The organism is Arthrobacter sp. AIWTK1 (assembly GCF_056680535.1).
The window spans coordinates 2307497-2328127 of the sequence record NZ_CM155287.1 but is presented as its reverse complement, the minus strand read 5'-3'; the positions used below and the strand labels follow the sequence as shown (position 1 = coordinate 2328127).

Sequence of the window (20631 nt, the reverse complement as noted above, 5' to 3'; positions counted from 1 at the left end):
GGGGGCGTAGGTGCCGGTCATTTGAACAGGTTCGCGATCATGAAGCCCAGCGCCACGAGACCGAGCGCAAAGATGACCCCGCGCAGGACCGGCGGGGAAAGCCTCCGGCCCACCTTGGAGCCGATGACGCCGCCAATGAGCGAGCTCACCGCAATGATGCCCACTACGGTCCAGTTGATGCGCCCGAACGCGAAGAGCAGGTAGGACGCCGCAGCCACGATGTTGACGCCAAGCACCAGGATGTTCTTCATGGCGTTGGCGTTTTGGATGGTTCCCGTCATGAATACGCCCAGGATCCCCACCAGGAGGATGCCCTGCGCGGCCACGAAATAGCCGCCGTAGACGCCGGCCAGGTACACCAGCACGATCAGCAGCACGCCGTGTCGTTTATCCCTGATGGCGTGCTCCGGGTTGGCCTCCCGGTTCCTTACCCAGTGCTGGAGCCGGGGCTGGAAGACCACCATCAGCAGCGCGAGCACAATCAGGGCGGGTGCCGCGTAGTGGAACACCTTTTCCGGAAGGTGCAGCAGCAGCCAGGCGCCGCTGATGCCGCCCAGCAGGGATGCAGGCAGCAGGCGGAGCAGCTGCCTGCCCCGCCCCTCGAGTTCCTTGCGGTATCCCCACGCGCCGGCGGCGTTGCCCGCCACCAGGCCCATCGCATTGCTGATGGAGGCAGTTACCGGGGAAATGCCCAGGGCAATAAGCACCGGGAAGGTGACCAGGGTGCCCGAACCCACAACACTGTTGATGGTTCCGGCCCACAGCCCGGCAAAGAAAATGAAGACGCCGTTGAGTAACTCCACGCTCGGAAGACCGCCGGGTCAGCGGCGGGCGGTGGCGGCGTAGCGTCCCGCGTTGACCGTGACGTCGAGGGGCAGCCCGAACGTCTCACTCAGGTGCTCGGACGTCAGGACCTCCGCGATAGGGCCCGCGGCCACCACCTGGGCGTCCCGCATCAGCATGGCGTGGGTGAAGCCCGGCGGGACCTCTTCCAGGTGGTGGGTCACCAGAACAATCGCGGGGGCCGTTTCGTCGCGTGCCAGCTCGCTGAGGCGGTGCACCAGGTCTTCACGGCCGCCAAGGTCCAGCCCGGCCGCGGGTTCGTCCAGGAGGAGCAGCTCGGGGTCAGTCATCAGGGCCCGGGCGATCTGGACCCGCTTTCGTTCACCTTCGGACAGGGAAGCGAACGGACGGTTGAGCAGCGGGCCCATCCCCCAGTCGTTCAGGAGCCGGAACGCACGCCGTTCGTCGTCTTTTTCGTAGCCTTCACGCCAGCGTCCGGTCACTCCGTAGGCAGCGGTCACCACAACGTTGAGCACTTTCTCATGCTCGGGAATCTGGTTGGCCAGGGCGGCGGAGGAAAGACCGATGCGGGGCCGGAGTTCAAAGACGTCAACAGCCCCCAGCATTTCTTCCAGGATGCCGGCCATGCCGCTCGTGGGGTGGAGCCGTGCCGCCGCAATCTGGAGCAGAGTGGTCTTGCCGGCGCCGTTGGGGCCGAGGATTACCCAGCGTTCGCCTTCTTTGACCTGCCAGTCCACTTTGTTGAGGAGCGTTTTGGCTCCGCGGACAACGCTGACGCCAGCCATTTCAAGAACATCACTCATAGGAGTAGACACTAGGACAAAACCGGGTGCGACTGATAACTGATACACCGTCGGCGGCCGCTGCACCGGGCGCGATGAAACGAATTCGGGCGCCGGGATGGCGCTGGCTAAGATTGCAGCCATGAGTTCGAACGTGACTGCGGTCAGCTACGGCGTGAAATTGTCCCCTTCGGAACTGGAGCAGCTCCGGTTCCTGCTGACCGGGTCAGGCGCTTCCTTCTCCGCCGAAACCCGTGCCGGCGACACCCGCTTTGAGGTGTACACGGTGGATTTCTCCGTGGAATCCGGCACGGCGGCCGAGATCGCCGCGCTGCGTCAGGAGGTGGCTTTTGCCGGCTTCACCGGAATGGACACGGCGATCGTCCCGGCGTCGCTCCGGGATGCACCGAGGAAGTTCCTCATCATGGATGTCGATTCCACGCTGATCCAGCAGGAGGTCATTGAGCTCCTGGCTGCCTACGCCGGCAAGAAGGAAGAGGTGACGGCGGTCACCGAGGCGGCCATGCGCGGGGAACTCGACTTCGCCCAGAGCCTGCATGCGCGTGTGGCGGTCCTCGCCGGGCTGCCGGCCGGCGTCGTCGATTCCGTGCGGGCTGAAGTGAAGCTCAGCGAAGGCGCTGCCGATCTGGTTGCAGCGTTCCAGGCGGCAGGCCACGCCGTGGCAGTGGTGTCGGGCGGGTTCAACCAGATCCTGCGCCCCATTGCGGAGGACCTCGGGATGGACTATTGGATCGCCAATGAGTTGGAAATTGTCGACGGCGCGCTGACCGGCAAGGTCCTCGGAGCGGTGATCGACCGTGCGGCCAAGGAAAAGTACCTCCGCGAGTGGGCTGCCGCCGAGGGCATCCCCATGGAGCACACGATCGCGGTGGGTGACGGGGCCAACGACCTGGACATGCTCAGTGCAGCCGGGATCGGCATAGCCTTCAACGCGAAACCCGCCGTGCGCGCTGCCGCCGATGCGGCGGTAAACCTGCCCTACCTGGACGCCGTGCGCCACATCGCCGGGGTGTAAGGCTACGGCCACGCACGCGCAAACAGGCGTGGCTCCCGGGCAACGAAAGATTGAGGTGGCAGCAGGAAGGCCGGGCAGATGCCCGGCCTTCTTTCATGCTTCCCGGGCGGCGGTGTCAGCCTGCCTGGCCGGTGCTCTTGCCGAAGTAATCGGCTCCGCCGGCGTACTCGGTGTGGCCGGTCTCGACGTCGGCAGTCACCATCTTGGCGATCTCCGCGGCGAACTCGGCAACCGAATACAGCTTGCCGGCTTCGGCCCGGCGGGCTTCGATGGCGCCCGGGTTGGACCGGTCAAGCAGCGTTGCGGTAACGGTTCCTTCGATCATGTCGCCGGAAACCACCACGAACGAGATGCCCTTGTCCGCAAGGTTCGGAATGAGGGCGCGCAGGGCGTCCTCGCCGGCGCGCTTGCTGCGTGCCACGGGCTCGTACTCCGGCATCGTGGGCACGGAGTCGATGAAGTGGGCCTGGTGGCTGGTCACGAAGACCACGCGGGAGCCTTCACGCATCAGCGGCACGGCAGCGTTCAGCATGTTGACCTGGGCATCACGGTTCAACTTCAGGGCATAGCCCTCTTCCATGCCCGACTCCATCCCGCCGGAAGCGTTGAGGACCAGGACATCGAGCGAGCCGAAGTTCTCCATAGCCGCGCTGGCCAGGGCCTGGACACCTTCCTGCGTGGTGAGGTCGGCGCCGACCGCGGCGGCACGGCCCCCGGCCGCCTCGATTTCAGTGACAACCTTGTTGGCCCGCGGGGCCTTCTGTCGGTAGTTCACCACGACGGCGGCACCTTCGGCCGCGAGGAGCTTGGCGACGTCAGCGCCGATCCCCCTCGACGAACCGGTCACAATAGCAGTCTTGTTGTCCAGCAATCCCATTCGAGCTCCTTTGTTCCAAACGTCCAAAATCTGTGGGTCTGCCATCCATCATGCCAGCGGACGGGGAGAATCCAGTTGTTTGACGTCAACAAAGAAGCGGACCCGGGCTAGTTCCGGTCATTGCCGCCCCGGGCCTCCCGGCGTAGGCTCACCGCCATGGGCTTGAGGGACCACCGATCGGCGGGCAGGCCGTGACCCGCGGCACCGCCGAGGATTCGACCCCGGAGGAAGTCTTCCGCGGTTCCCCGCTGGGGCTGGAGTTGTTGCGGCAGGTGGAGCGCATGCTGGCCGGGTACGCGCCGTCGACCATAAGGGCCACCAAAAGCCAGGTGGCCTTCAAGGGACGCCGGGGATTTGCCTACATGTGGTGGCCCGCCCGGTACATAAACTCGGAGGTTCCGGCCGTCCTGTCCATCGCCCTGCCGCGTCGGATAGAGTCGGGCCGCTTCAAGGAAGTGGTCAGCCCGGCCCCCGGCGTGTGGATGCACCACTTGGAACTTCGTTCCATGGCCGACCTCGACGACGAAGTGGCCGGCTGGCTGGGTGACGCACGCAGGGAAGCGGGCTGACGGGCGGAGGTCCAGGCGTTTCCGTCCGGCCCGCCGCGCCTACGGTTTAGACGGGGTTCTGCCGTGGTTCGTCAGGGCGGTTACCCGGCTCAGTGGTGATCTGGATCTTGCGCGTGCCGGCTGCCTGCGGTGCCTGTTCGGGCGCCGGCGCCCGGACTTCCAGGACGCCGTCCTTGTAGGATGCCGTCACGTCTTCATCCCGGGCACCCGGGGGCAGCGAAACACTTCGTGCGAACGAGCCGTAACGGAACTCCGAGCGGTAGCCGGTCTTGCCCTTATGCTCGGTTTTTTCTTCGCGCTCGGCTTTGATGTGTAGCATGCCGGCTGCCACCGAGACGTCTACGTCCTTCTCGGGATCGAGGCCGGGCACCTCTGCCCGCACCACGAGCGTGTTTCCGTCCATGAACTGTTCCACACGGATTGACGACATTGTCATGTCCCCGTCGAGGAAACGCCGGATGGGTTCCAGAACGTCCGACGGCGTCCATTTGTTGAGATCGGCCATGATAGCTCCCTAGTGTTGTTCCCCGTGGTGTGTGGCCGGCCCGGGTGCAGCACCGGCCGGTATGCCCATTACACACCCGCACCAAGGGCGTGTAATGGGCAAAAGGTCCCTTCATGGCCGGGCGTTTGGAGCGGGTCAGGGAGTACGCGGAGGGTTAGTGGCCCATGCCCAGGCCGCCGTCAACGGGGATGACGGCGCCGGAGATGTAGGACGCTTCATCACTGGAAATCCAGCGCACCACGTTCGCCACTTCGGCGGCTTCGGCGAAGCGCCCCGCCGGTACCTTGGACAGGTAGTCCTTCTGGGTGGCCTCCGGCAGCTCCGCCGTCATGTCGGTGTTGATGAAGCCAGGAGCCACCACGTTGGCCGTGATGCCGCGGCCGCCGAGTTCGCGGGTCAGCGAGCGGGCAATTCCCACCAGGCCGGCCTTGGAGGCGGAGTAGTTGATCTGGCCCGGGGCGCCGTAGAGCCCCGAAACGGAGGAAATCAGCACAACCCGGCCCTTGCGCATCCGGATCATTCCTTTGGAGGCCCGCTTGATGACACGGAAGGCACCGGTCAGGTTGGTGTCGATCACCGAGGTGAAGTCGTCCTCGCTCATGCGCATCAGCAGGGTGTCCTTGGTGATACCCGCGTTGGCCACGAGCACCTCTACCGGGCCGTGCGCAGCCTCGACTGCTGCGAAGGCGGCATCCACGGACGCCTCATCAGTGACGTCGGCCTTGACGCCCAGGATTCCCTCCGGGAGTGCCGACTCGCTGCGGTAGGTCACGGCAACCTTGTCGCCGTTGGCCAGGAAGGCCTCGGCAATGGCCAGGCCGATGCCGCGGTTGCCGCCGGTGATCAGGACGCTGCGGCCTGTCGATGCTGCTTCAGTCATAAGTTTGCTCCGGGATTCTGCGGCATGGGGCACCGCGGTGAGGGGCGGGATTTTTACTGCCTCCGATCTTAGCGTCCGTTTGGGCGGCACTGGTGAGGGTGAGAGAATTGGATTAAGCCTTGGGAGCGTGATGAATCAGCCGTGACACTTGCAAAACGACCCGGACCTTCGACGTCCGGTGAACCGGACGCCGTCTCCGGTGACGCCGAGGTGCACAGCATTACGGATGCCGCCACTGCGCATTCGGAAGAGATGCGCGTACGGATGATCAAATATGCCGTGGCCATGGGCATCCGCATGGTTTGCCTGATCCTGGTGTTCGTTGTTGATGGCTGGTTCAAGGTCCTGCCGATTGCCGGCGCGGTGTTTCTTCCGTGGATTGCCGTGGTCATCGCCAACGGGAGCGACAAAGCAGAGATTCACAGCGATTACCTGTTGGACGCGGCCCCGCTGGCGGAGCTCGAGGCACCGGAAACGCCGGCAGCCGTCGCGGACGAGGGGCCCACGATTCTCCAGGGCGAACTCATCGAGGACGAAGACGATATCGACGGCCAGGAACGGGCAGCTTCATGAACATTTTTGACCTGGCCGGCGGCGACGCCGGGCCTGCCGAGGCGGCTGCACCCATGTGTTCACGGAAGGCCTGCCGGGCCGGGGCTGCCTGGCAGTTGCTGTGGAACAACCCGAAGATCCACACGCCCGAACGCCGTAAGACCTGGCTGGCCTGCGAGGAGCACCGGCTCTGGCTGGAAGACTACCTGCAGACCCGGGGCCTCTGGAAAGAGACCCTGCCGCTGGCTCTTGCCACCGCACCGGGCAGGGACAGCTGAATGTACCGCTTCCTCTTCTCCAGCAAATGGCTGGGTTATCTCCTGCTGGCTGCGATCTTTGCCACTGCCTGCGTGTTCCTGGGCCGCTGGCAGATGGACCGCAGGGCCGAGACCCTGGCGGAGATCAACCGGGTCACGTCCAACTATTCGGCCACTCCCTTGCCCTTCGAGGCAGCCGAAGCGCAGTTCTCCCGGCTGGACGCCGACAAGGAGTGGACCCAGGTGGAGTTGAATGGCCGGTACGACGTCGGTGGCCAGCGAGTGGTGCGCAACCGGCCGCTCAACGGCCAGCCCGGCTACGAAGTGGTGGTTCCCTTCAGGCTTACCACCGGCCAGACGGTGGTGGTGGACCGCGGCTGGCTCCCCATCGGGAACGACACTCCCGGCCGCCCCGATTCTGTTCCGGAGGCGCCGTCGGGCGACGTCACAGTTGTGGTGCGGCTCAAGCCGGGTGAGCCTGAGCTTCAGCGCGGCGCACCCGACGGGCAGCTCGCCTCCATCGACCTGCCGGCCTACGCCGCCCAGCTCGGCTACCCTGTGCTGACGGGTGCCTACGGGCAACTTGCCTCCGAAACACCCGCCGCCGCCACCATGCCCTACCCGTTCCCGAAACCCTCCATGGAGGAAGGAACACATCTGTCGTACTCACTGCAGTGGTTCGCCTTCGGTGTGTTGATGTTCATTGGCTTCGGCTACGCGGCGCGCCAGCAGGCACGCAACGCTGAGATCGACGCCCAGGACGCTGCCGGGGACGGTACGCCCGAGTACGCCATGGCCGCCAACCGGCGCCGCCCGGCGCCCCGGAAGCGCAAACATCCGACGGCGGAGGAAGAGGAAGACGCCATCCTGGATGCCCAGGGGTACTGAGTGATGAGCCCTGACGGTATTCCCGGCCCGGTTGCCAACGTCAAGCGTGTCCTCGCCGCTCTTGGCGCCGAGGACACCGTGACGGTGTTCGACTCAAAAGTACCGACGGCGGCCGCAGCGGCCGCGACGCTCGGTTGCGAGGTAGCGGCCATCACCAACAGTCTGGTGTTCGACGTCGACGGCACTCCCCTGCTGATCCTGGCCAGCGGTGCGGCGAGGGTGGACACGGCGCTGGTAGCAGCCCGGTTGGGAACAGGAAAGATCCGCCGCGCCTCCCCCGCCTACGTCCTGGAACACACCGGCCAGGAAGTAGGCGGAGTAGCCCCGGTAGGCCACCCGGAAAAGATCAGGACACTATTGGACGAGTCCCTCAAAGCCCACAGCCTCCTCTGGGCCGGAGCAGGCGACCACCACTCGATGTTCAGCATCACCTACAACGAGCTACAAAAGATCACCAGCGCAGAAGAGATGCCCGTCCGCTAGGGCGCCGGCATCACCGAGCGCACAGGTAACACACGCAAGGACGGAGCGGACGCAGGCAGGACGCCTACGACACGAGCGGCCTAAGCCAGCGTAATCAGGTCCAGGTAGTCTTCGTTCCAGTGGTCCTCGACGCCGTCGGGAAGCAGGACAACGCGCTCAGGGTTCAGGGCTTCGACGGCCCCTTCATCGTGGCTCACCAGCACGACTGCGCCGGTGTAGTTGCGCAGGGCACCCAGGATCTCGGAGCGGCTGGCCGGGTCCAGGTTGTTGGTGGGCTCATCGAGAAGCAGCACGTTGGCGCTGGACGCCACGATCGTGGCCAGGGCAAGCCGGGTCTTCTCGCCGCCGGAGAGTACACCGGCAGGCTTGTCGACGTCGTCACCGGAGAACAGGAACGAGCCCAGGATGCCGCGGACCTCGGAGTCGTTCATGTCCGGGGCGGAGGAACGCATGTTCTGCAGGACCGTGCGGTCGACGTCGAGCGTCTCGTGCTCCTGGGCGTAGTACCCCACCTTGAGCCCGTGGCCGGCGATCACTTCGCCGGTGTCCGGCTTGTCGACACCGGCCAACATCCGCAGCAGTGTGGTTTTGCCGGCACCGTTGAGGCCCAGGATGACCACCTTGGAGCCGCGGTCAATGGCCAGGTCCACGTCGGTGAAGATTTCGAGCGAGCCATAGGACTTGCTGAGCCCGTCCGCGGTGAGCGGGGTCTTCCCGCAGGGCGAGGGATCGGGGAAGCGCAGCGCCGCCACGCGGTCGTTTTCGCGCACAGCCTCCAGCCCGCTGAGCAGGCGTTCGGCACGCTTGGCCATGTTCTGGGCGGCAACGGCCTTGGTGGCCTTCGCCCGCATCTTGTTGGCCTGGTCGAACAGGACCTGGGCTTTCTTTTCCGCGTTGGCGCGTTCCCGCTTGCGGGCGCGTTCGTCGGTTTCACGCTGCTGGAGGTAGCGCTTCCAGTCCATGTTGTAGAAGTCGATCTGGGCGCGGTTGGCGTCCAGCAGGAAGACCTTGTTGACGGTGGCTTCGAGCAGTTCCGTGTCGTGGCTGATCACGATCAGGCCGCCCTGGTGGTTCTTCAGGAAGTCGCGCAGCCAGGCGATGGAGTCGGCGTCGAGGTGGTTGGTGGGCTCATCGAGGAGCATGGTCTCGGCATCCGAGTAGAGGATGCGGGCGAGCTCCACGCGGCGACGCTGACCGCCGGAGAGCGTCTTAAGCGGCTGGTTCAGCAGACGGTCCGGGAGGGCGAGGTTCGAGCAGATCGCTGCTGCCTCGGCTTCAGCGGCGTAACCCCCGGCCGCCAGGAACTCGGATTCAAGCCGGTCGTAGCGGTTCATCGCCTTACGCTGGACGGCGGCGTCCTCGCTGGCCATTTCTTCATGGGCCAGGCGGAGCTTGCCGACGGCGATGTCCAGGCCCCGGACGGACAGAATCCGGTCGCGCGCGAGCTGCTCCATGTCCGGCGTGCGCGGGTCCTGGGGAAGGTAACCGATCTCACCGCTGCGGGTGACCTTGCCGGCAGCGGGCAGTCCCTCGCCGGCGAGAACCCGGGTCAGCGTCGTCTTGCCTGCACCGTTACGGCCCACAAGGCCGATCTTGTCCCCCTTGTCGATCCGGAAGCTCACCTGGTCCATAAGGAGGCGGGCGCCGGCGCGAAGTTCGAGATCCTGGACGGTAATCAATGCAGCTAAGGCCTTTCACAACAGGGAACGCCGCGGCACAACGGATGGAGTCTGGGCGGGGCCGGGGCAGTGTGGCCGAGAGAACGGCCTCTACCAGTCTACCGGCACCGCTCCTTCCGGATTACCCCGGCCCCCGCGCCCCGCCGGGCCTTCATTGGCCACCACGTCCAGAGTCAGCGCACGCTGTTAGTGGATCCCCTACAAAATGGGGCCGCTGCCGGAGACGTATCGTCGGAATTGCAGGGAAACGGCCCGTGCAGGCTGCCTCCCTATCCCCGTTGCCCAGCACTTGCACCCACCGACAGGATCTCCCCATGACCAAGACTGACAACGCCGTCACCAGCCAGGCCGGTGCCGGCCGTAAACCGGGCGGCAAACCGGCCCGGAACCGTTGGAATGCCACGGACCTCGGCCTCATCGCCGTCTTCGCCGCCCTCGTGGCCGGCTCTGCACTCATTGCGGCCATTCCGGTTGGCGGACTTGGCGTCCCCATCACCCTGCAGACACTCGCCGTGATGCTGACCGGGCTGGCGTTGGGCCCCGGCCGGGCGTTCGCCGCCGTCGGCCTGTACACCCTGCTGGGGCTGGCCGGCCTGCCGATCTTCAGTGGCGGCAGGAGCGGACTGGGGATCCTGGCCGGCCCCTCTGCCGGCTACATCATTGCCTTTCCGTTCGCTGCCCTTGCGGTCGGCTGGCTCACCACCCTCGTGCTCCGCCGCACCCTGAAGTACCGAGGGCTGTTCCTCTTCGCTGCAACCATGGCCACAAGCATCGTAGTGGTCCACGGCCTGGGCGTGCTGGGCATGATGGTCAACGGCAAGCTGGACCTTTCCAAGGCGTTCATCCTTGACCTTGCCTACTACCCCGGCGACATCATCAAGAACGTCCTGGCCGTCACCATCGCACTCGCCCTGCACAAGGCGTTCCCGGATCTCCTGATCCGCCGCGCCGGTGTCCGGAAGCCCGGGACGGTCAGGGCCCCAAAGGGCGGAGCCAGTAACTAGCATGGGCAGCATCCTGCTGGACGGAGTCAACGTCCGGGTTGCGGTGGATGGACGGCCGCAACCCAAGACCCTCCTGGACGGAATCTCGCTGAACCTCACCGAACAGCGGATCGGCGTGATCGGAGCGAACGGATCGGGGAAGTCCACCCTCCTCCGGCTCCTGAACGGACTCGTTGCACCGAGCCACGGAACAGTGACCGTTGACGGTGACGATACCGTCCGTGCCGTGCGTGCCGTCCGCCGCACAGTCGGTTTTGTGTTCACGGACCCGCTCTCCCAACTCGTGATGCCCACCGGCCGGGAGGACGTGGAACTCTCGCTGCGGCGTTCCATCCGTCAGCCGCGGGAGCGCCAGGAAGCGGCCGCGGCCATCCTCAACCGCTTTGGGCTGATGCCGCTGGCCGACCAAAGCATCTACGAGCTGTCCGGCGGCGAACGGCAACTGATGGCCCTGGCCGCTGTCCTTGCCGTCGAGCCCGCGGTACTGGTGCTGGACGAACCGTCCACCCTCCTGGACCTGCGGAACCGGGAACTCCTCCGCCGGACTCTGGCGGGCCTCAGCCAGCAGATCGTGATGTCCACGCACGACCTCGAACTGGTCCGGGACATGGACCGTGTCCTGGTGGTGGAATCCGGCCGGGTGGTGTTCGACGGCGGTGCGGACGCCGCCGTCGACCACTACCGGGCGCTGTCCGCAGCAGGACTCCCGCCGGTGGACACTGCCGCTCCGCGGGTCAGTGCCTCGGTGGCGCCGCACAAAGCGGAGCCCGCGTGAGCGGCCACGACTTCCTGCTGGTCAATTATGTTCCCGGCACGTCGCCGGTCCACCGGGCGCCGCTTTGGCTCAAGTTCCTGGTGGTGGTCGGCTGCGGGATGGCCTCGTTCCTGGTGGTGGACTGGGCGGTTGCCGCGGCGGCGCTGGTCCTCATGTGCGCCCTGTTCCTCTCCAGCGGTGTCGGCGTGAGGCGTCTGTTCAAGGCTGTCCGGCCCATCCTGCCCGTGCTGCTGGCCGTCGGACTGTTCCAGTGGTGGCAGCTGGGCGGCCCGGTCGCGGCCCGGATCGTCCTCAACATCCTGGTGTGCGTGGTGGCCGCCTCCATACTGACCGCCACCACGCCCATGCAACGGCTCCTTGACGGCGTCGTGTCCCTTGCGGTGCCGTTCCGGCGCTTTGGGGCGGATCCCGAACGCTTCGCCCTCACCATCGCGATCATGCTCCGCAGCATTCCGTTCATCGCCGGGGCATACTCGGACGTCCGGGATTCGGCCCGGGCACGCGGCCTCGAACGCAACCCGCGGGCACTGGTCCTGCCGGTCTTCATCACAACGGTGGCCTACGCCCGCCAGACCGGCGATGCCCTCGCCGCCCGGGGGCTCGGCGAACCGGGGACAGATGACGACGACGGGCAGGCAAGCAGCTAGCTGCTGCGGGAGTCACCGTCCAGCCGTTCGTACCGGAAGAGGGCAGCAGTTCCCATACCGCCCGCAATGCTGATCATGGCAAGCGCCAGCTGTCCGGCCCCGCGCGCCTGCGCAGTGTTTCCGGGCGTCTGCGCGGTGCCGGTGCGGGCCTGCGCGAGAAGCCGCGTCACCAGAACAGCGCCCGAGGCCCCGTACGCGTGGCCCAAGGCCAGCGCACCGCCGTCGAGGTTTGCCCGCTCCGGGTCGATGCCGAGCGCGTCCAGGCAGGCGAGCGTCTGCGAGGCGAAGGCCTCGTTGAATTCCACCAGGTCAATGTCGGCGGCCTGAATGCCGCGCTCCGCGAGGAGGCGGCCGGCAGCCGTCGCGGCACCCATGCCCAGAAGATGGGGGTCGACGCCCGCGGTGTTGGTGCCGAGCACCAGGAGCCCGTCTGCTGCGCCCAGCTCCTGCGCGCGCTGCAGGGACGTGATGACGACGGCGGACGCGGCGTCCGCGTCGAAACAGGAATTCCCGGCGGTGACGGTGCCGCCCGCTGCGAACGCCGGCCGGAACCGCGAGAGCAAGGCGGCCGACATACTGGCCCGCGGACCGTCGTCGTACGCCACGGTTCCTGACACGGCCGGCAGCGGCACCGTCTCGCCGATGTAGCGTCCTGCCGCTGCTGCCGCCACCGCCAGGCGGTGGCTCCGCAGCGCGAACCGGTCCTGCCGGTCCCGGCTGATGTCGAAAGTGGCTGCCACGTTTTCAGCAGCGTTTCCCATGTCCGGGTCGCCGTAGCTGAGCGGGACGAACTGGGCACGCCGGAAAAAATCGGGACTGCCGTCGGCGGACCTGTGCGCGCGCAGCGGCGCGGTGCTGATGCTCTCCACACCGCCCGCGAGGTAGGCGCCATTGCCGCCGGCTGCCACCAGCCGCGATGCGAGCACTATGGCGTCCAGCCCGGATCCGCACTGCCGGTCCACGGTCAGGCCGGGTACGCTGACCGGCAGGCCGGCCTCCAAGGAAGCCAGCCGCGCCACGTTGCCGCCGCCTCCCACGGCATTGCCGATCACCACGTCCGAAACAGCGTGGTCCGGCAGGCCGGATTCTGTCAGGAGGCCCCGAAGCACGGGGGCTAGGAGCTGATGCGCGCGGAGCTCCTTGAAGGCGCCATTGACCTTCCGGACGGGAGTCCGGAGGGCCGCGATGACCACCGGCTGCCGGTGGGGCGGCAGCTGTTCTGCGGCTGGCTCAGCCAAGGCGGCGGACCCTGGTGTCGCCGCACTCTATCCAGTCGAGCAGCAGTTGCCTGCTGACTTTGCCCCGGTCCGTCACAGGCAGTTCCGCGAGGGCAAAATACTGCAGCGGCCGCTTGTCCCTGGGCAGGACATCGTCCAGCCCCGCCTTCAGCTGCGTAGCGGTGATTCCACCATGGGACGGCACCACACCGGCGATCACCCGCTGGCCGCGGACGTCATCCGCCATGCCTGACGCGACGGCGGCCGCAACGCCAGGGACGGACGCGAGGGCCAGTTCCACCTCATGCGGGTAGACGTTCTTGCCGGCCGTGATGATCATGTCCGAGCGGCGGCCCAGGATATGGAGCTCGCCATCCTGCAGGTAACCCTGGTCCCCCACGGTGTACCAGCCGTCGAAGCAGCGCAGTGCCTGCCCGTCGTCGCCCCAGAGGTAGCCGTTGCTGACCATTCCGCTGCGGACGCAGATGTTGCCGTCCCTGCCGTCCGGAAGCGGCGCGCCGTCGTCGGCCAGGATCCGGACCTCGACGCCGGGGAAAGGTTTGCCGATTCCCGTTCCGCCCGCGTCCAGCGGCGCTCCGGCCCGCAGACCCGCACCTGAAACGAAGCTCAGTTCGGAGGCTCCGTAGTACTCGAAGATGGTGGCCCGGGGTGCCCAGCGGCGGGCGGCCTCCAGGGTGCGGGCGTCCAGCTTGGATCCGGCGCAGATGATGGACGTGACGCCGGAAGCGTCCACGCAGCCGGCCAGTCCGCGTTCACTGAGCAGCCGGAGCATGGTGGGCACCAGCACAAGCCGGGTGATGCCGTCATGGGTGATGGCGGAGTGAACGTCGCCGACGTCGAAAGATTCCAGCGTGTGGAACTCGGAGCCGGCGTACAGGCATTCGGAGAGCGCGTACAAGTTGAGGCTGGCCGCCAGCGGTCCCGGGGCGAGGGTCTTGTCCTCCTGGGTCAGTCCGAAGAACTCGATGGACGCATCGAAGGAAAGCTGCCAGGACCGCCTGGACCTCGTGAACGCCTTGGGCACGGACGTGGTCCCGGAGGTCAGCCCGATCAGGAAGGCGGATTCCGGAGTGCCGTCGCAGAGTTCCGCGGATGCCGGCGGACCGGGCTCCGCAGTGGCGCCACTTTGCAGCCTGGCCGCAATGTCTGCCTTGAGCTGCGCGGGCCAGGTGGGGTCGAGGACGGCACATTGCCGGTCGCCTGCCACCGCGGCGGCATAGGACACAGCAAAGTCCACGGAATTCGGCTCGGCCAGGACGCTGACCTGTCCGCCGTCCGCAGTCCGGGCCGCGGCGGCGTCCCGAAGCGCGCCCCAGCTGAGGTGCCGGCCCGCCACGACGACGGCAGTGTCGTCGTGGCGGTCATCGGCCCAGCGTTGGAGTCTGTTGAGGAAAGGCATCGGATCAACTTTACCGGCGTCCAGGGCTCCCGGCGGGGCCGGTACGGCTATTGTGACTTTATGAGTTTCAATGACAACGTTCAGCTGGACCCGTCGCAGGTCCAGGACCGGCGCGGGATGGGCCGCGGAACCAAGATCGGCGGCGGCATCGGCGGCGGAATCATCCTCCTGCTAGCCGCCCTGTTTGGGGTCAACCCGCAACTGCTGGAAGGCCTGACTGGCACAGTCCAGGAGCCGCAGAGCACGGGCAGCGCGCCGGCCTGCCAGACCGGCGCCGACGCGGACGCCCGGCTCGACTGCCGCATCACCGGAACGGTGAACAGCCTCAACGCGTTCTGGCCGGCCTACCTCGCCCAGTACAACACGGAGTATCCGCGTCCCACCACGGTGATCTTCAGCCAGGCCACCAACACCGGCTGCGGCGGGGCGACCTCCGAGGTGGGGCCGTTCTATTGCCCGGCCGACACCACCGCGTATTTCGATCCCGGCTTCTTCCAGGACCTGGTGGACCGTTTCGGATCCTCCGGCGGTCCGCTGGCCCAGGAGTACGTGGTGGCGCACGAATTTGGCCACCACGTCCAGAACATCATGGGCAACCTTGACCGCGCCCAGCAGGATCCGCAGGGCCCCGAATCCGGTGCCGTCCGCGTCGAACTGCAGGCAGACTGCTACGCCGGACTCTGGGTGCGCTACGCCACAACGCAGAAGGACCCCAACACCGGCCAGCCCTTCCTCGAACCGCTCACCCAGCAGGACCTGAACGATGCCCTGTCCGCCGCGTCCGCGGTTGGTGATGACCGCATCCAGAAGGCAGCCACCGGCCGGGTTTCGCCGGAGGCCTGGACGCACGGCTCCAGCGCCCAGCGGCAGAAGTGGTTCTACCAGGGCTACCAGACCGGCGACATCAACAAATGCGACACGTTCAGTGCCGCCACGCTCTAGCTGACTGGACGCTTCGGCTGAACAGAAACGAAACGACGGCGGCCGGCCACCTTCCCCAGGGAAGGTGACCGGCCGCCGTCGTGCTGTTGGCGTGTGCGCCGTTGGCTAGATGTTGAAGCCCAGCGCACGCATCTGGTCGCGTCCGTCTTCGGTGATCCGCTCCGGACCCCATGGCGGCATCCAGACCCAGTTCAGCCGCCAGTCGTCCACGACGCCGTCGAGGGCCTTGCCCACCTGCTCTTCGATGACGTCCGTGAGGGGGCACGCCGCCGTGGTGAGCGTCATGTCGATCAGCAGGGCGCCGTCGTCGTCCGAGTACTTCAGGCCGTACAGCAGGCCGAGGTCGACGATGTTGACTCCAAGCTCGGGGTCGATGACGTCCTTCAGTGCCTCTTCGACATCTTCGAGGCCCGTGCGGGCCGCTTTGATTTCGGTCATGGCGTTGTCCTAACTAGCCCTGGACTGCAGCGTCGGCTGCAGCGATGGTGGCTGCGCCCGCACCCTTGGCGTAACGGTCGTAGCCTTCTTCTTCGAGGCGGTCGGCAAGTTCCGGGCCGCCCTCTTCGACAACCTGGCCGTCGACGAAGACGTGGACGAACTCAGGCTTGATGTAGCGCAGGATCCGCGTGTAGTGCGTGATGAGCAGGGTGCCCATGTTGCCTTCGGCGTGGGCGCGGTTAACGCCTTCGGAAACGACCTTCAGCGCGTCGACGTCCAGGCCGGAGTCGGTCTCGTCCAGGACGGCGAACTTCGGCTTGAAGAGCTCCAGTTGGAGGATCTCCACGCGCTTCTTCTCGCCGCCGGAGAAGCCTTCGTTGACGTTGCGCTGGGTGAAGTCGGCGTCGATGCGCAGCTTCTCCATGGCGGCCTTGACGTCCTTGGTCCAGGTGCGCAGCTTGGGCGCTTCGCCGTCGATGGCGGTCTTGGCGGTCCGCAGGAAGTTGGTCATGCTGACGCCGGGAACCTCCACGGGGTACTGCATGGCCAGGAACAGGCCGGCGCGGGCGCGCTCGTCCACGCTCATGGCCAGGACGTCTTCACCGTCCAGGGTGATGGTGCCGCTGGTGACGTTGTAGCGCGGGTGGCCGGCAATCGTCGACGCCAGGGTGGACTTGCCCGAGCCGTTGGGGCCCATGATGGCGTGCGTCTCGCCGGTCCTGATGGTCAGGCTGACGCCCTTCAGGATCTCCTTGGTGCCCTGCTCCGTCTCAATGCTGACGTGCAGGTCCTTGATCTCAAGAGTTGACATGCTCTTCTTTCTTTTCGTTCGTAAGTCTTGTGAAGCCGGGCGCTCAGTAGTTGTTGACCGTGGCGCCGTTCAGAACATTGGTCACGTCCACGTAGACGTCGTCGCCATGAAGCTCAACGGCGAAGACAGGCACGGGATCGTAGGCAGGAAGCTGAAGAGGCTGGCCATTGCGCAGGTCAAACTGCGAGCCGTGGCCCCAGCACTCGATGGCGCAGCCTTCCACTTCCCCTTCGGACAGCGAAATGTCCGCATGCGAGCAGGTGTCGCCGATGGCGTGGATTTCGCCCATTGAATCCTTGACGATGGCAACCGGGTAGTCATCGATCAGGATCCGCAGTGCCTGTTTCACCTGGATGTCGTTGGCATTGCAGACCAGTTCACCCTTGGGTTGTTCACTCATGCGTTCCTGCCTGCCTGTTTCAGTTCTCGCTCGCGGCGAGCTCGCGCTCAACTGCGTCGGTCAGGCGCTCTTCGAGTGCCGGAACCTTGATCTTCTGGATGATCTCGTTGAGGAAGCCGCGGACAACCAGGCGGCGGGCAACATCCTCGGGGATGCCGCGGGCCATGAGGTAGAACAAGTGCTCGTCGTCGAAACGCCCGGTGGAGCTCGCGTGGCCGGCACCCTCGATCAGACCGGTTTCGATCTCGAGGTTCGGGACCGAGTCCGCGCGGCAGCCGTCCGTCAGTACCAGGTTCTGGTTCTTCTCGTACGAGTCGGTGCCCAGGGCCTGCTTCTGGATCAGGACGTCGCCGACCCAGACGGTGTGTGCGTCCTTACCCTGCAGGGCGCCCTTGTAGAGCACGTTGGACTTGCAGTTGGCCATGTTGTGGTCAACGAAGGAGCGGTGCTCCAGGTGCTGTCCCGCGTCGGCGAAGTACAGGCCCAGCAGCTCGGCCTCGGCACCCTCGCCCGAGAAACGGACGTTGGAGTTCAGGCGCACGATGGATCCGCCCAGGGACACGGCGATGTGCTTGTACACAGCGTCCTTGCCGACCTGCGCGTCGTGCTGCGCCAGGTGCTTGGCATCGTCTTCCCAGAGCTGTACTGAGATCACGGTGAGCTTGGCGCCCTCACCGACGATGACTTCCAGGTTGCCGTTGTGGTCGGCGGCACCGGTGTGTTCGAGGATCACAACGCTGCGGGAGTTGGCGCCCGCTTCCAGCACGAAGTGCGCGTTGGAGCGGTGGCCGGCGGCCGCGCCGTGGACCAGGATCCGCAGCGGCTCGGCCGGTTCGGCTTCCGCCGGGATGACCACATGCAGCGCCTCGTCCGTGTTGGCGGAGGCGACGACGGCGGCCCGGTCCGCCGGGACCAGGGCGGTTCCGCGGGGTGCGGCTCCGGGAGCGAGCGGAGCGCGGACGTACCCTTCCGGCGCTTCGACCGTGTAGCCGGCGGCCGGTACGGGATCGAGGTCCGTTGCGGTGTCGGAGAGCAGGTTGGCCAGTCCGCGGACCGGGCTGAAGCGCCATTCCTCCTCGCGGCCCGTGGGCAGCGGGAAGTCGGCAACGTTGAAGCTGGTGAGGCGTTCAGCGCGGGAGGACATCACGGTAACGCCGTGGTTGTGGGTGTGGTCCACCTTGGCGGCGACCAGCCCCTCGCCCTCCTCGGTGAAGCCTGCGATGGAAGGCGCTCCGATGCGGGCCTTTTCAGTAGTAATTTCGGCAGTCATTAACCGACGGATCCTTCCATCTGGAGTTCAATGAGGCGGTTCAGCTCGAGGGCGTATTCCATCGGCAGCTCGCGGGCGATCGGCTCGATGAAGCCGCGCACAATCATGGCCATGGCCTCGTCTTCGCGCATGCCGCGGGACATGAGGTAGAAGAGCTGCTCTTCGGATACCCGCGAGACGGTTGCTTCGTGACCCAGCTGGACGTCATCTTCACGGATGTCGATGTACGGGTAGGTGTCCGAACGGCTGATCGTGTCCACCAGCAGGGCGTCACAGCGGACCGTGTTGGCCGAGTGCTTGGCGCCTTCACGGATCTGGACCAGGCCGCGGTAGGCGGCGCGGCCGCCGCCGCGGGCCACCGACTTGGAGATGATGGAGCTCTTGGTGTTCGGTGCGATGTGCACCATCTTGGAGCCCGTGTCCTGGTGCTGGCCTTCGCCGGCGAAGGCGATGGACAGCGTTTCGCCCTTTGCGTGCTCGCCCACAAGGTAGACGGCCGGGTACTTCATGGTGACTTTGGAGCCGATGTTGCCATCGATCCACTCCATGGTGGCGCCCTCTTCGCAGATGGCGCGCTTGGTGACCAGGTTGTACACGTTGTTGGACCAGTTCTGGATGGTCGTGTAGCGGACGCGGGCGCCCTTCTTCACGATGATCTCCACGACGGCGGAGTGCAGCGAGTCCGAGGTGTAGATCGGCGCCGTGCAGCCTTCGATGTAGTGGACGTAGGAGTCCTCGTCGGCGATGATCAGCGTGCGCTCGAACTGGCCCATGTTTTCCGTGTTGATGCGGAAGTACGCCTGCAGCGGGATATCCACGTGGACGCCCTTGGGAACGTACACAAACGATCCGCCGGACCATACGGCCGTGTTGAGCGACGCGAACTTGTTGTCACCCACGGGAATGATGGTGCCGAAGTACTCCTGGAAGATCTCCGGGTGCTCGCGCAGGGCGGTGTCCGTGTCCAGGAAGATAACGCCCTGGGCTTCGAGGTCCTCGCGGATCTGGTGGTACACAACCTCGGATTCGTACTGCGCTGCCACGCCTGAAACCAGGCGGCTGCGCTCGGCTTCCGGAATGCCCAGCTTCTCGTAGGTGTTCCGGATGTCCTCGGGGAGGTCCTCCCACGTGGCGGCCTGCTTCTCGGTGGAGCGCACGAAGTACTTGATGTTGTCGAAGTCGATGCCGGAGAGGTCTGCACCCCACGTGGGCATGGGCTTGCGGTCGAAGTACTTCAGGCCCTTGAGGCGGAGATCCAGCATCCACTCCGGTTCGTTCTTCTTGGCCGAAATGTCCCGGACAACTTCGTCGTTGATGCCACGACGCGCGTTGGCTCCGACATCGTTCTTGTCGGCCCAGCCGTACTCGTAGGTGCCAATACCGTGGAGCTCGGGGTTCTTCTCCAGAATCTCCGAAATCACAGTAGTTTCAGCAACCTTGTTCTCTGATAGTTGGTCCGTCATCACGGCCTTTCTTGCAGATGGTTGGATACTTCGCCCAGGCTGTCCGTGGTGTGTCCGGGGCCGGCAGGCCCCTTCGCGGCCGGACGGCCTGTAGGTATGTGGGTGGTGCACACGTGTCCGCCGCGCGCCAGCGTGGACAGTCGTCGCACGTCGACGCCGACGAGCCGGGAGAAGACCTCGGTTTCGACGTCGCAGAACACCGGGAACTTCGTGGCCAGCTGCTGGATGGGGCAGTGCCCCTGGCAGAGCTGGACGCTTGAAAGCGCTGCGGGGAGCGGCGCTTTGGCTTCAATGGACGCTGCGGAGGCAACGAACCCGTCCCGGCTCAACGCTGCGGACAGTGCTTGCGCCCGGGCGGTGATGTCCTGGCCGGCGGCCTCGATCTCCGGCGCGTACCGGCGCTCCATGTCGGCAAAGCGCTCGACGGCGAACTCACGGACGGCGTCGGGTCCGGCAATTTCGCCCAGGCGCTGGAGGGCCTGGCCGGCAATGTCGAGATAGTCGTCGCCCAGGCTGGACTGTCCCTGCGAGCTGAGGACGTAGCGGCGGGCCGGGCGTCCGGCGCCGGCGCCGGCCTTCGCCACGCGTTTGACCTCAATGACTCCGCTGCGGGACAGGTGGTCCAAGTGGCGGCGCACGGCTGCGGGAGTGAATCCCAGCAGGTCGCCGAGCTCGGCAGCGCTGACAGGCCCGTGCTCCAGCACGGCATTCAATACGCGGTCGCGCGTGCGCTCTTCCGAGTCCGCCGGCAACGTATGCGGCGGCGGCGCCGGCCTTGTTGCGGGCGCAGAAATCCCGGGCCGGAGCGAACCGGCGGCACCGTCGGGCGCGGCTGGCCCGGTTCGGGGCGCAGAAAGTCGAGTGCTCATGGAATACACAACACAATCATGTCGTAATTTACTCCCCCGTTCCAGTAAGGCGAGGCTGACCTG

The 20631-nt window shown here is 66.0% G+C and carries 24 protein-coding genes; 10 read left to right on the top strand and 14 right to left on the bottom strand.

Features of this window, described 5'->3' with window-relative positions; all coding sequences use genetic code 11:
• Positions 1–17: 17 nt before the first annotated feature.
• Positions 18–803: a sulfite exporter TauE/SafE family protein gene (locus tag AC1MDG_RS10610; RefSeq protein ID WP_479808985.1), complete on the bottom strand. Its 786-nt coding sequence runs from the start codon at positions 801–803 to the stop codon at positions 18–20.
• Between the two features lie 18 nt (positions 804–821).
• Complete coding sequence (locus tag AC1MDG_RS10605) at positions 822–1607, bottom strand: ABC transporter ATP-binding protein (RefSeq protein ID WP_043481550.1); 786 nt, start codon at positions 1605–1607, stop codon at positions 822–824.
• Between the two features lie 121 nt (positions 1608–1728).
• Between AC1MDG_RS10605 and serB the strand changes: the two genes are divergently transcribed.
• Positions 1729–2622: a phosphoserine phosphatase SerB gene (serB, locus tag AC1MDG_RS10600; protein ID WP_479808984.1), complete on the top strand. Its 894-nt coding sequence runs from the start codon at positions 1729–1731 to the stop codon at positions 2620–2622.
• A 115-nt stretch (positions 2623–2737) separates the two neighbouring features.
• Here serB and AC1MDG_RS10595 read toward each other — a convergent pair whose 3' ends face one another.
• On the bottom strand, positions 2738–3499 hold the full coding sequence (locus tag AC1MDG_RS10595; RefSeq protein ID WP_479808983.1) for an SDR family oxidoreductase: 762 nt from the start codon (positions 3497–3499) through the stop codon (positions 2738–2740).
• Positions 3500–3690: 191 nt separating this feature from the next.
• On the opposite strand from AC1MDG_RS10595, the gene AC1MDG_RS10590 reads away from it, so the two are divergent.
• Positions 3691–4068 carry a DUF5655 domain-containing protein gene (locus AC1MDG_RS10590; RefSeq protein WP_479808982.1) on the top strand — a complete coding sequence of 126 codons (378 nt, stop codon included), beginning with the start codon at positions 3691–3693 and terminating at the stop codon, positions 4066–4068.
• A 46-nt stretch (positions 4069–4114) separates the two neighbouring features.
• On the opposite strand, the gene AC1MDG_RS10585 is transcribed toward AC1MDG_RS10590, so the two are convergent.
• Both AC1MDG_RS10585 and fabG read right to left on the bottom strand, forming a co-directional pair.
• The gene (locus AC1MDG_RS10585; RefSeq protein WP_479808981.1) at positions 4115–4573 is read right to left on the bottom strand and encodes an Hsp20/alpha crystallin family protein; all 459 of its coding nucleotides are present in this window, start codon (positions 4571–4573) and stop codon (positions 4115–4117) included.
• 154 nt (positions 4574–4727) lie between these two features.
• Positions 4728–5453, bottom strand: coding sequence for a 3-oxoacyl-ACP reductase FabG (gene fabG / locus AC1MDG_RS10580; protein ID WP_043481540.1), 726 nt, complete (start codon positions 5451–5453; stop codon positions 4728–4730).
• A 141-nt stretch (positions 5454–5594) separates the two neighbouring features.
• Between fabG and AC1MDG_RS10575 the strand changes: the two genes are divergently transcribed.
• The 4 genes from AC1MDG_RS10575 to AC1MDG_RS10560 are packed head-to-tail and all read left to right on the top strand — an operon-like array spanning position 5595 to position 7633.
• A complete protein-coding gene (locus AC1MDG_RS10575) occupies positions 5595–6026 on the top strand; it encodes a DUF3099 domain-containing protein (RefSeq protein WP_479808980.1) in 432 nt (143 codons plus the stop codon).
• Positions 6023–6283, top strand: a complete 261-nt coding sequence (locus tag AC1MDG_RS10570; protein ID WP_479808979.1) for a hypothetical protein — start codon at positions 6023–6025, stop codon at positions 6281–6283. Before AC1MDG_RS10575 ends, AC1MDG_RS10570 begins: the two co-directional genes overlap by 4 nt.
• The gene (locus tag AC1MDG_RS10565) at positions 6284–7150 is read left to right on the top strand and encodes an SURF1 family cytochrome oxidase biogenesis protein (protein WP_479808978.1); all 867 of its coding nucleotides are present in this window, start codon (positions 6284–6286) and stop codon (positions 7148–7150) included.
• Positions 7151–7153: 3 nt separating this feature from the next.
• The gene (locus AC1MDG_RS10560; RefSeq protein WP_479808977.1) at positions 7154–7633 is read left to right on the top strand and encodes a YbaK/EbsC family protein; all 480 of its coding nucleotides are present in this window, start codon (positions 7154–7156) and stop codon (positions 7631–7633) included.
• An 80-nt stretch (positions 7634–7713) separates the two neighbouring features.
• Here AC1MDG_RS10560 and AC1MDG_RS10555 read toward each other — a convergent pair whose 3' ends face one another.
• Entirely contained in the window at positions 7714–9312 is a 1599-nt protein-coding gene (locus tag AC1MDG_RS10555) for an ABC-F family ATP-binding cassette domain-containing protein (RefSeq protein WP_043481529.1), read from the bottom strand.
• Positions 9313–9626: 314 nt separating this feature from the next.
• Between AC1MDG_RS10555 and AC1MDG_RS10550 the strand changes: the two genes are divergently transcribed.
• The 3 genes from AC1MDG_RS10550 to AC1MDG_RS10540 are packed head-to-tail and all read left to right on the top strand — an operon-like array spanning position 9627 to position 11738.
• Positions 9627–10316, top strand: a complete 690-nt coding sequence (locus AC1MDG_RS10550) for a biotin transporter BioY (protein ID WP_479808976.1) — start codon at positions 9627–9629, stop codon at positions 10314–10316.
• Between the two features lies 1 nt (position 10317).
• Positions 10318–11091: an energy-coupling factor ABC transporter ATP-binding protein gene (locus tag AC1MDG_RS10545; protein WP_479808975.1), complete on the top strand. Its 774-nt coding sequence runs from the start codon at positions 10318–10320 to the stop codon at positions 11089–11091.
• On the top strand, positions 11088–11738 hold the full coding sequence (locus AC1MDG_RS10540; protein ID WP_479808974.1) for an energy-coupling factor transporter transmembrane component T family protein: 651 nt from the start codon (positions 11088–11090) through the stop codon (positions 11736–11738). The genes AC1MDG_RS10545 and AC1MDG_RS10540 overlap by 4 nt, the downstream gene beginning before the upstream one ends.
• On the opposite strand, the gene AC1MDG_RS10535 is transcribed toward AC1MDG_RS10540, so the two are convergent.
• Positions 11735–12976: a thiolase family protein gene (locus AC1MDG_RS10535; protein WP_479808973.1), complete on the bottom strand. Its 1242-nt coding sequence runs from the start codon at positions 12974–12976 to the stop codon at positions 11735–11737. The two genes, AC1MDG_RS10540 and AC1MDG_RS10535, sit on opposite strands and share 4 nt — an antisense overlap.
• The gene (locus AC1MDG_RS10530; protein WP_479808972.1) at positions 12969–14375 is read right to left on the bottom strand and encodes a class I adenylate-forming enzyme family protein; all 1407 of its coding nucleotides are present in this window, start codon (positions 14373–14375) and stop codon (positions 12969–12971) included. Before AC1MDG_RS10530 ends, AC1MDG_RS10535 begins: the two co-directional genes overlap by 8 nt.
• A 60-nt stretch (positions 14376–14435) precedes the next feature.
• Here AC1MDG_RS10530 and ypfJ point away from each other — a divergent pair, with 60 nt between their 5' ends.
• The gene (gene ypfJ, locus AC1MDG_RS10525; protein WP_011691954.1) at positions 14436–15317 is read left to right on the top strand and encodes a KPN_02809 family neutral zinc metallopeptidase; all 882 of its coding nucleotides are present in this window, start codon (positions 14436–14438) and stop codon (positions 15315–15317) included.
• Positions 15318–15422: 105 nt separating this feature from the next.
• Here ypfJ and AC1MDG_RS10520 read toward each other — a convergent pair whose 3' ends face one another.
• Genes AC1MDG_RS10520 through AC1MDG_RS10495 form a run of 6 tightly spaced genes read right to left on the bottom strand, consistent with a single transcriptional unit; the run spans position 15423 to position 20568 of the window.
• Positions 15423–15755, bottom strand: coding sequence for a metal-sulfur cluster assembly factor (locus AC1MDG_RS10520; protein WP_011691953.1), 333 nt, complete (start codon positions 15753–15755; stop codon positions 15423–15425).
• Positions 15756–15768: 13 nt separating this feature from the next.
• Positions 15769–16566: a Fe-S cluster assembly ATPase SufC gene (sufC, locus tag AC1MDG_RS10515; RefSeq protein WP_043481517.1), complete on the bottom strand. Its 798-nt coding sequence runs from the start codon at positions 16564–16566 to the stop codon at positions 15769–15771.
• 43 nt (positions 16567–16609) lie between these two features.
• A complete protein-coding gene (locus AC1MDG_RS10510) occupies positions 16610–16966 on the bottom strand; it encodes a non-heme iron oxygenase ferredoxin subunit (RefSeq protein WP_479808971.1) in 357 nt (118 codons plus the stop codon).
• A gap of 19 nt (positions 16967–16985) precedes the next feature.
• Positions 16986–18236 carry a Fe-S cluster assembly protein SufD gene (sufD, locus tag AC1MDG_RS10505; RefSeq protein ID WP_043481513.1) on the bottom strand — a complete coding sequence of 417 codons (1251 nt, stop codon included), beginning with the start codon at positions 18234–18236 and terminating at the stop codon, positions 16986–16988.
• The gene (gene sufB, locus AC1MDG_RS10500; protein WP_043481512.1) at positions 18236–19699 is read right to left on the bottom strand and encodes a Fe-S cluster assembly protein SufB; all 1464 of its coding nucleotides are present in this window, start codon (positions 19697–19699) and stop codon (positions 18236–18238) included. The genes sufD and sufB overlap by 1 nt, the downstream gene beginning before the upstream one ends.
• On the bottom strand, positions 19699–20568 hold the full coding sequence (locus AC1MDG_RS10495; RefSeq protein ID WP_479808970.1) for a helix-turn-helix transcriptional regulator: 870 nt from the start codon (positions 20566–20568) through the stop codon (positions 19699–19701). The genes sufB and AC1MDG_RS10495 overlap by 1 nt, the downstream gene beginning before the upstream one ends.
• Between the last annotated feature and the right edge of the window lie 63 nt (positions 20569–20631).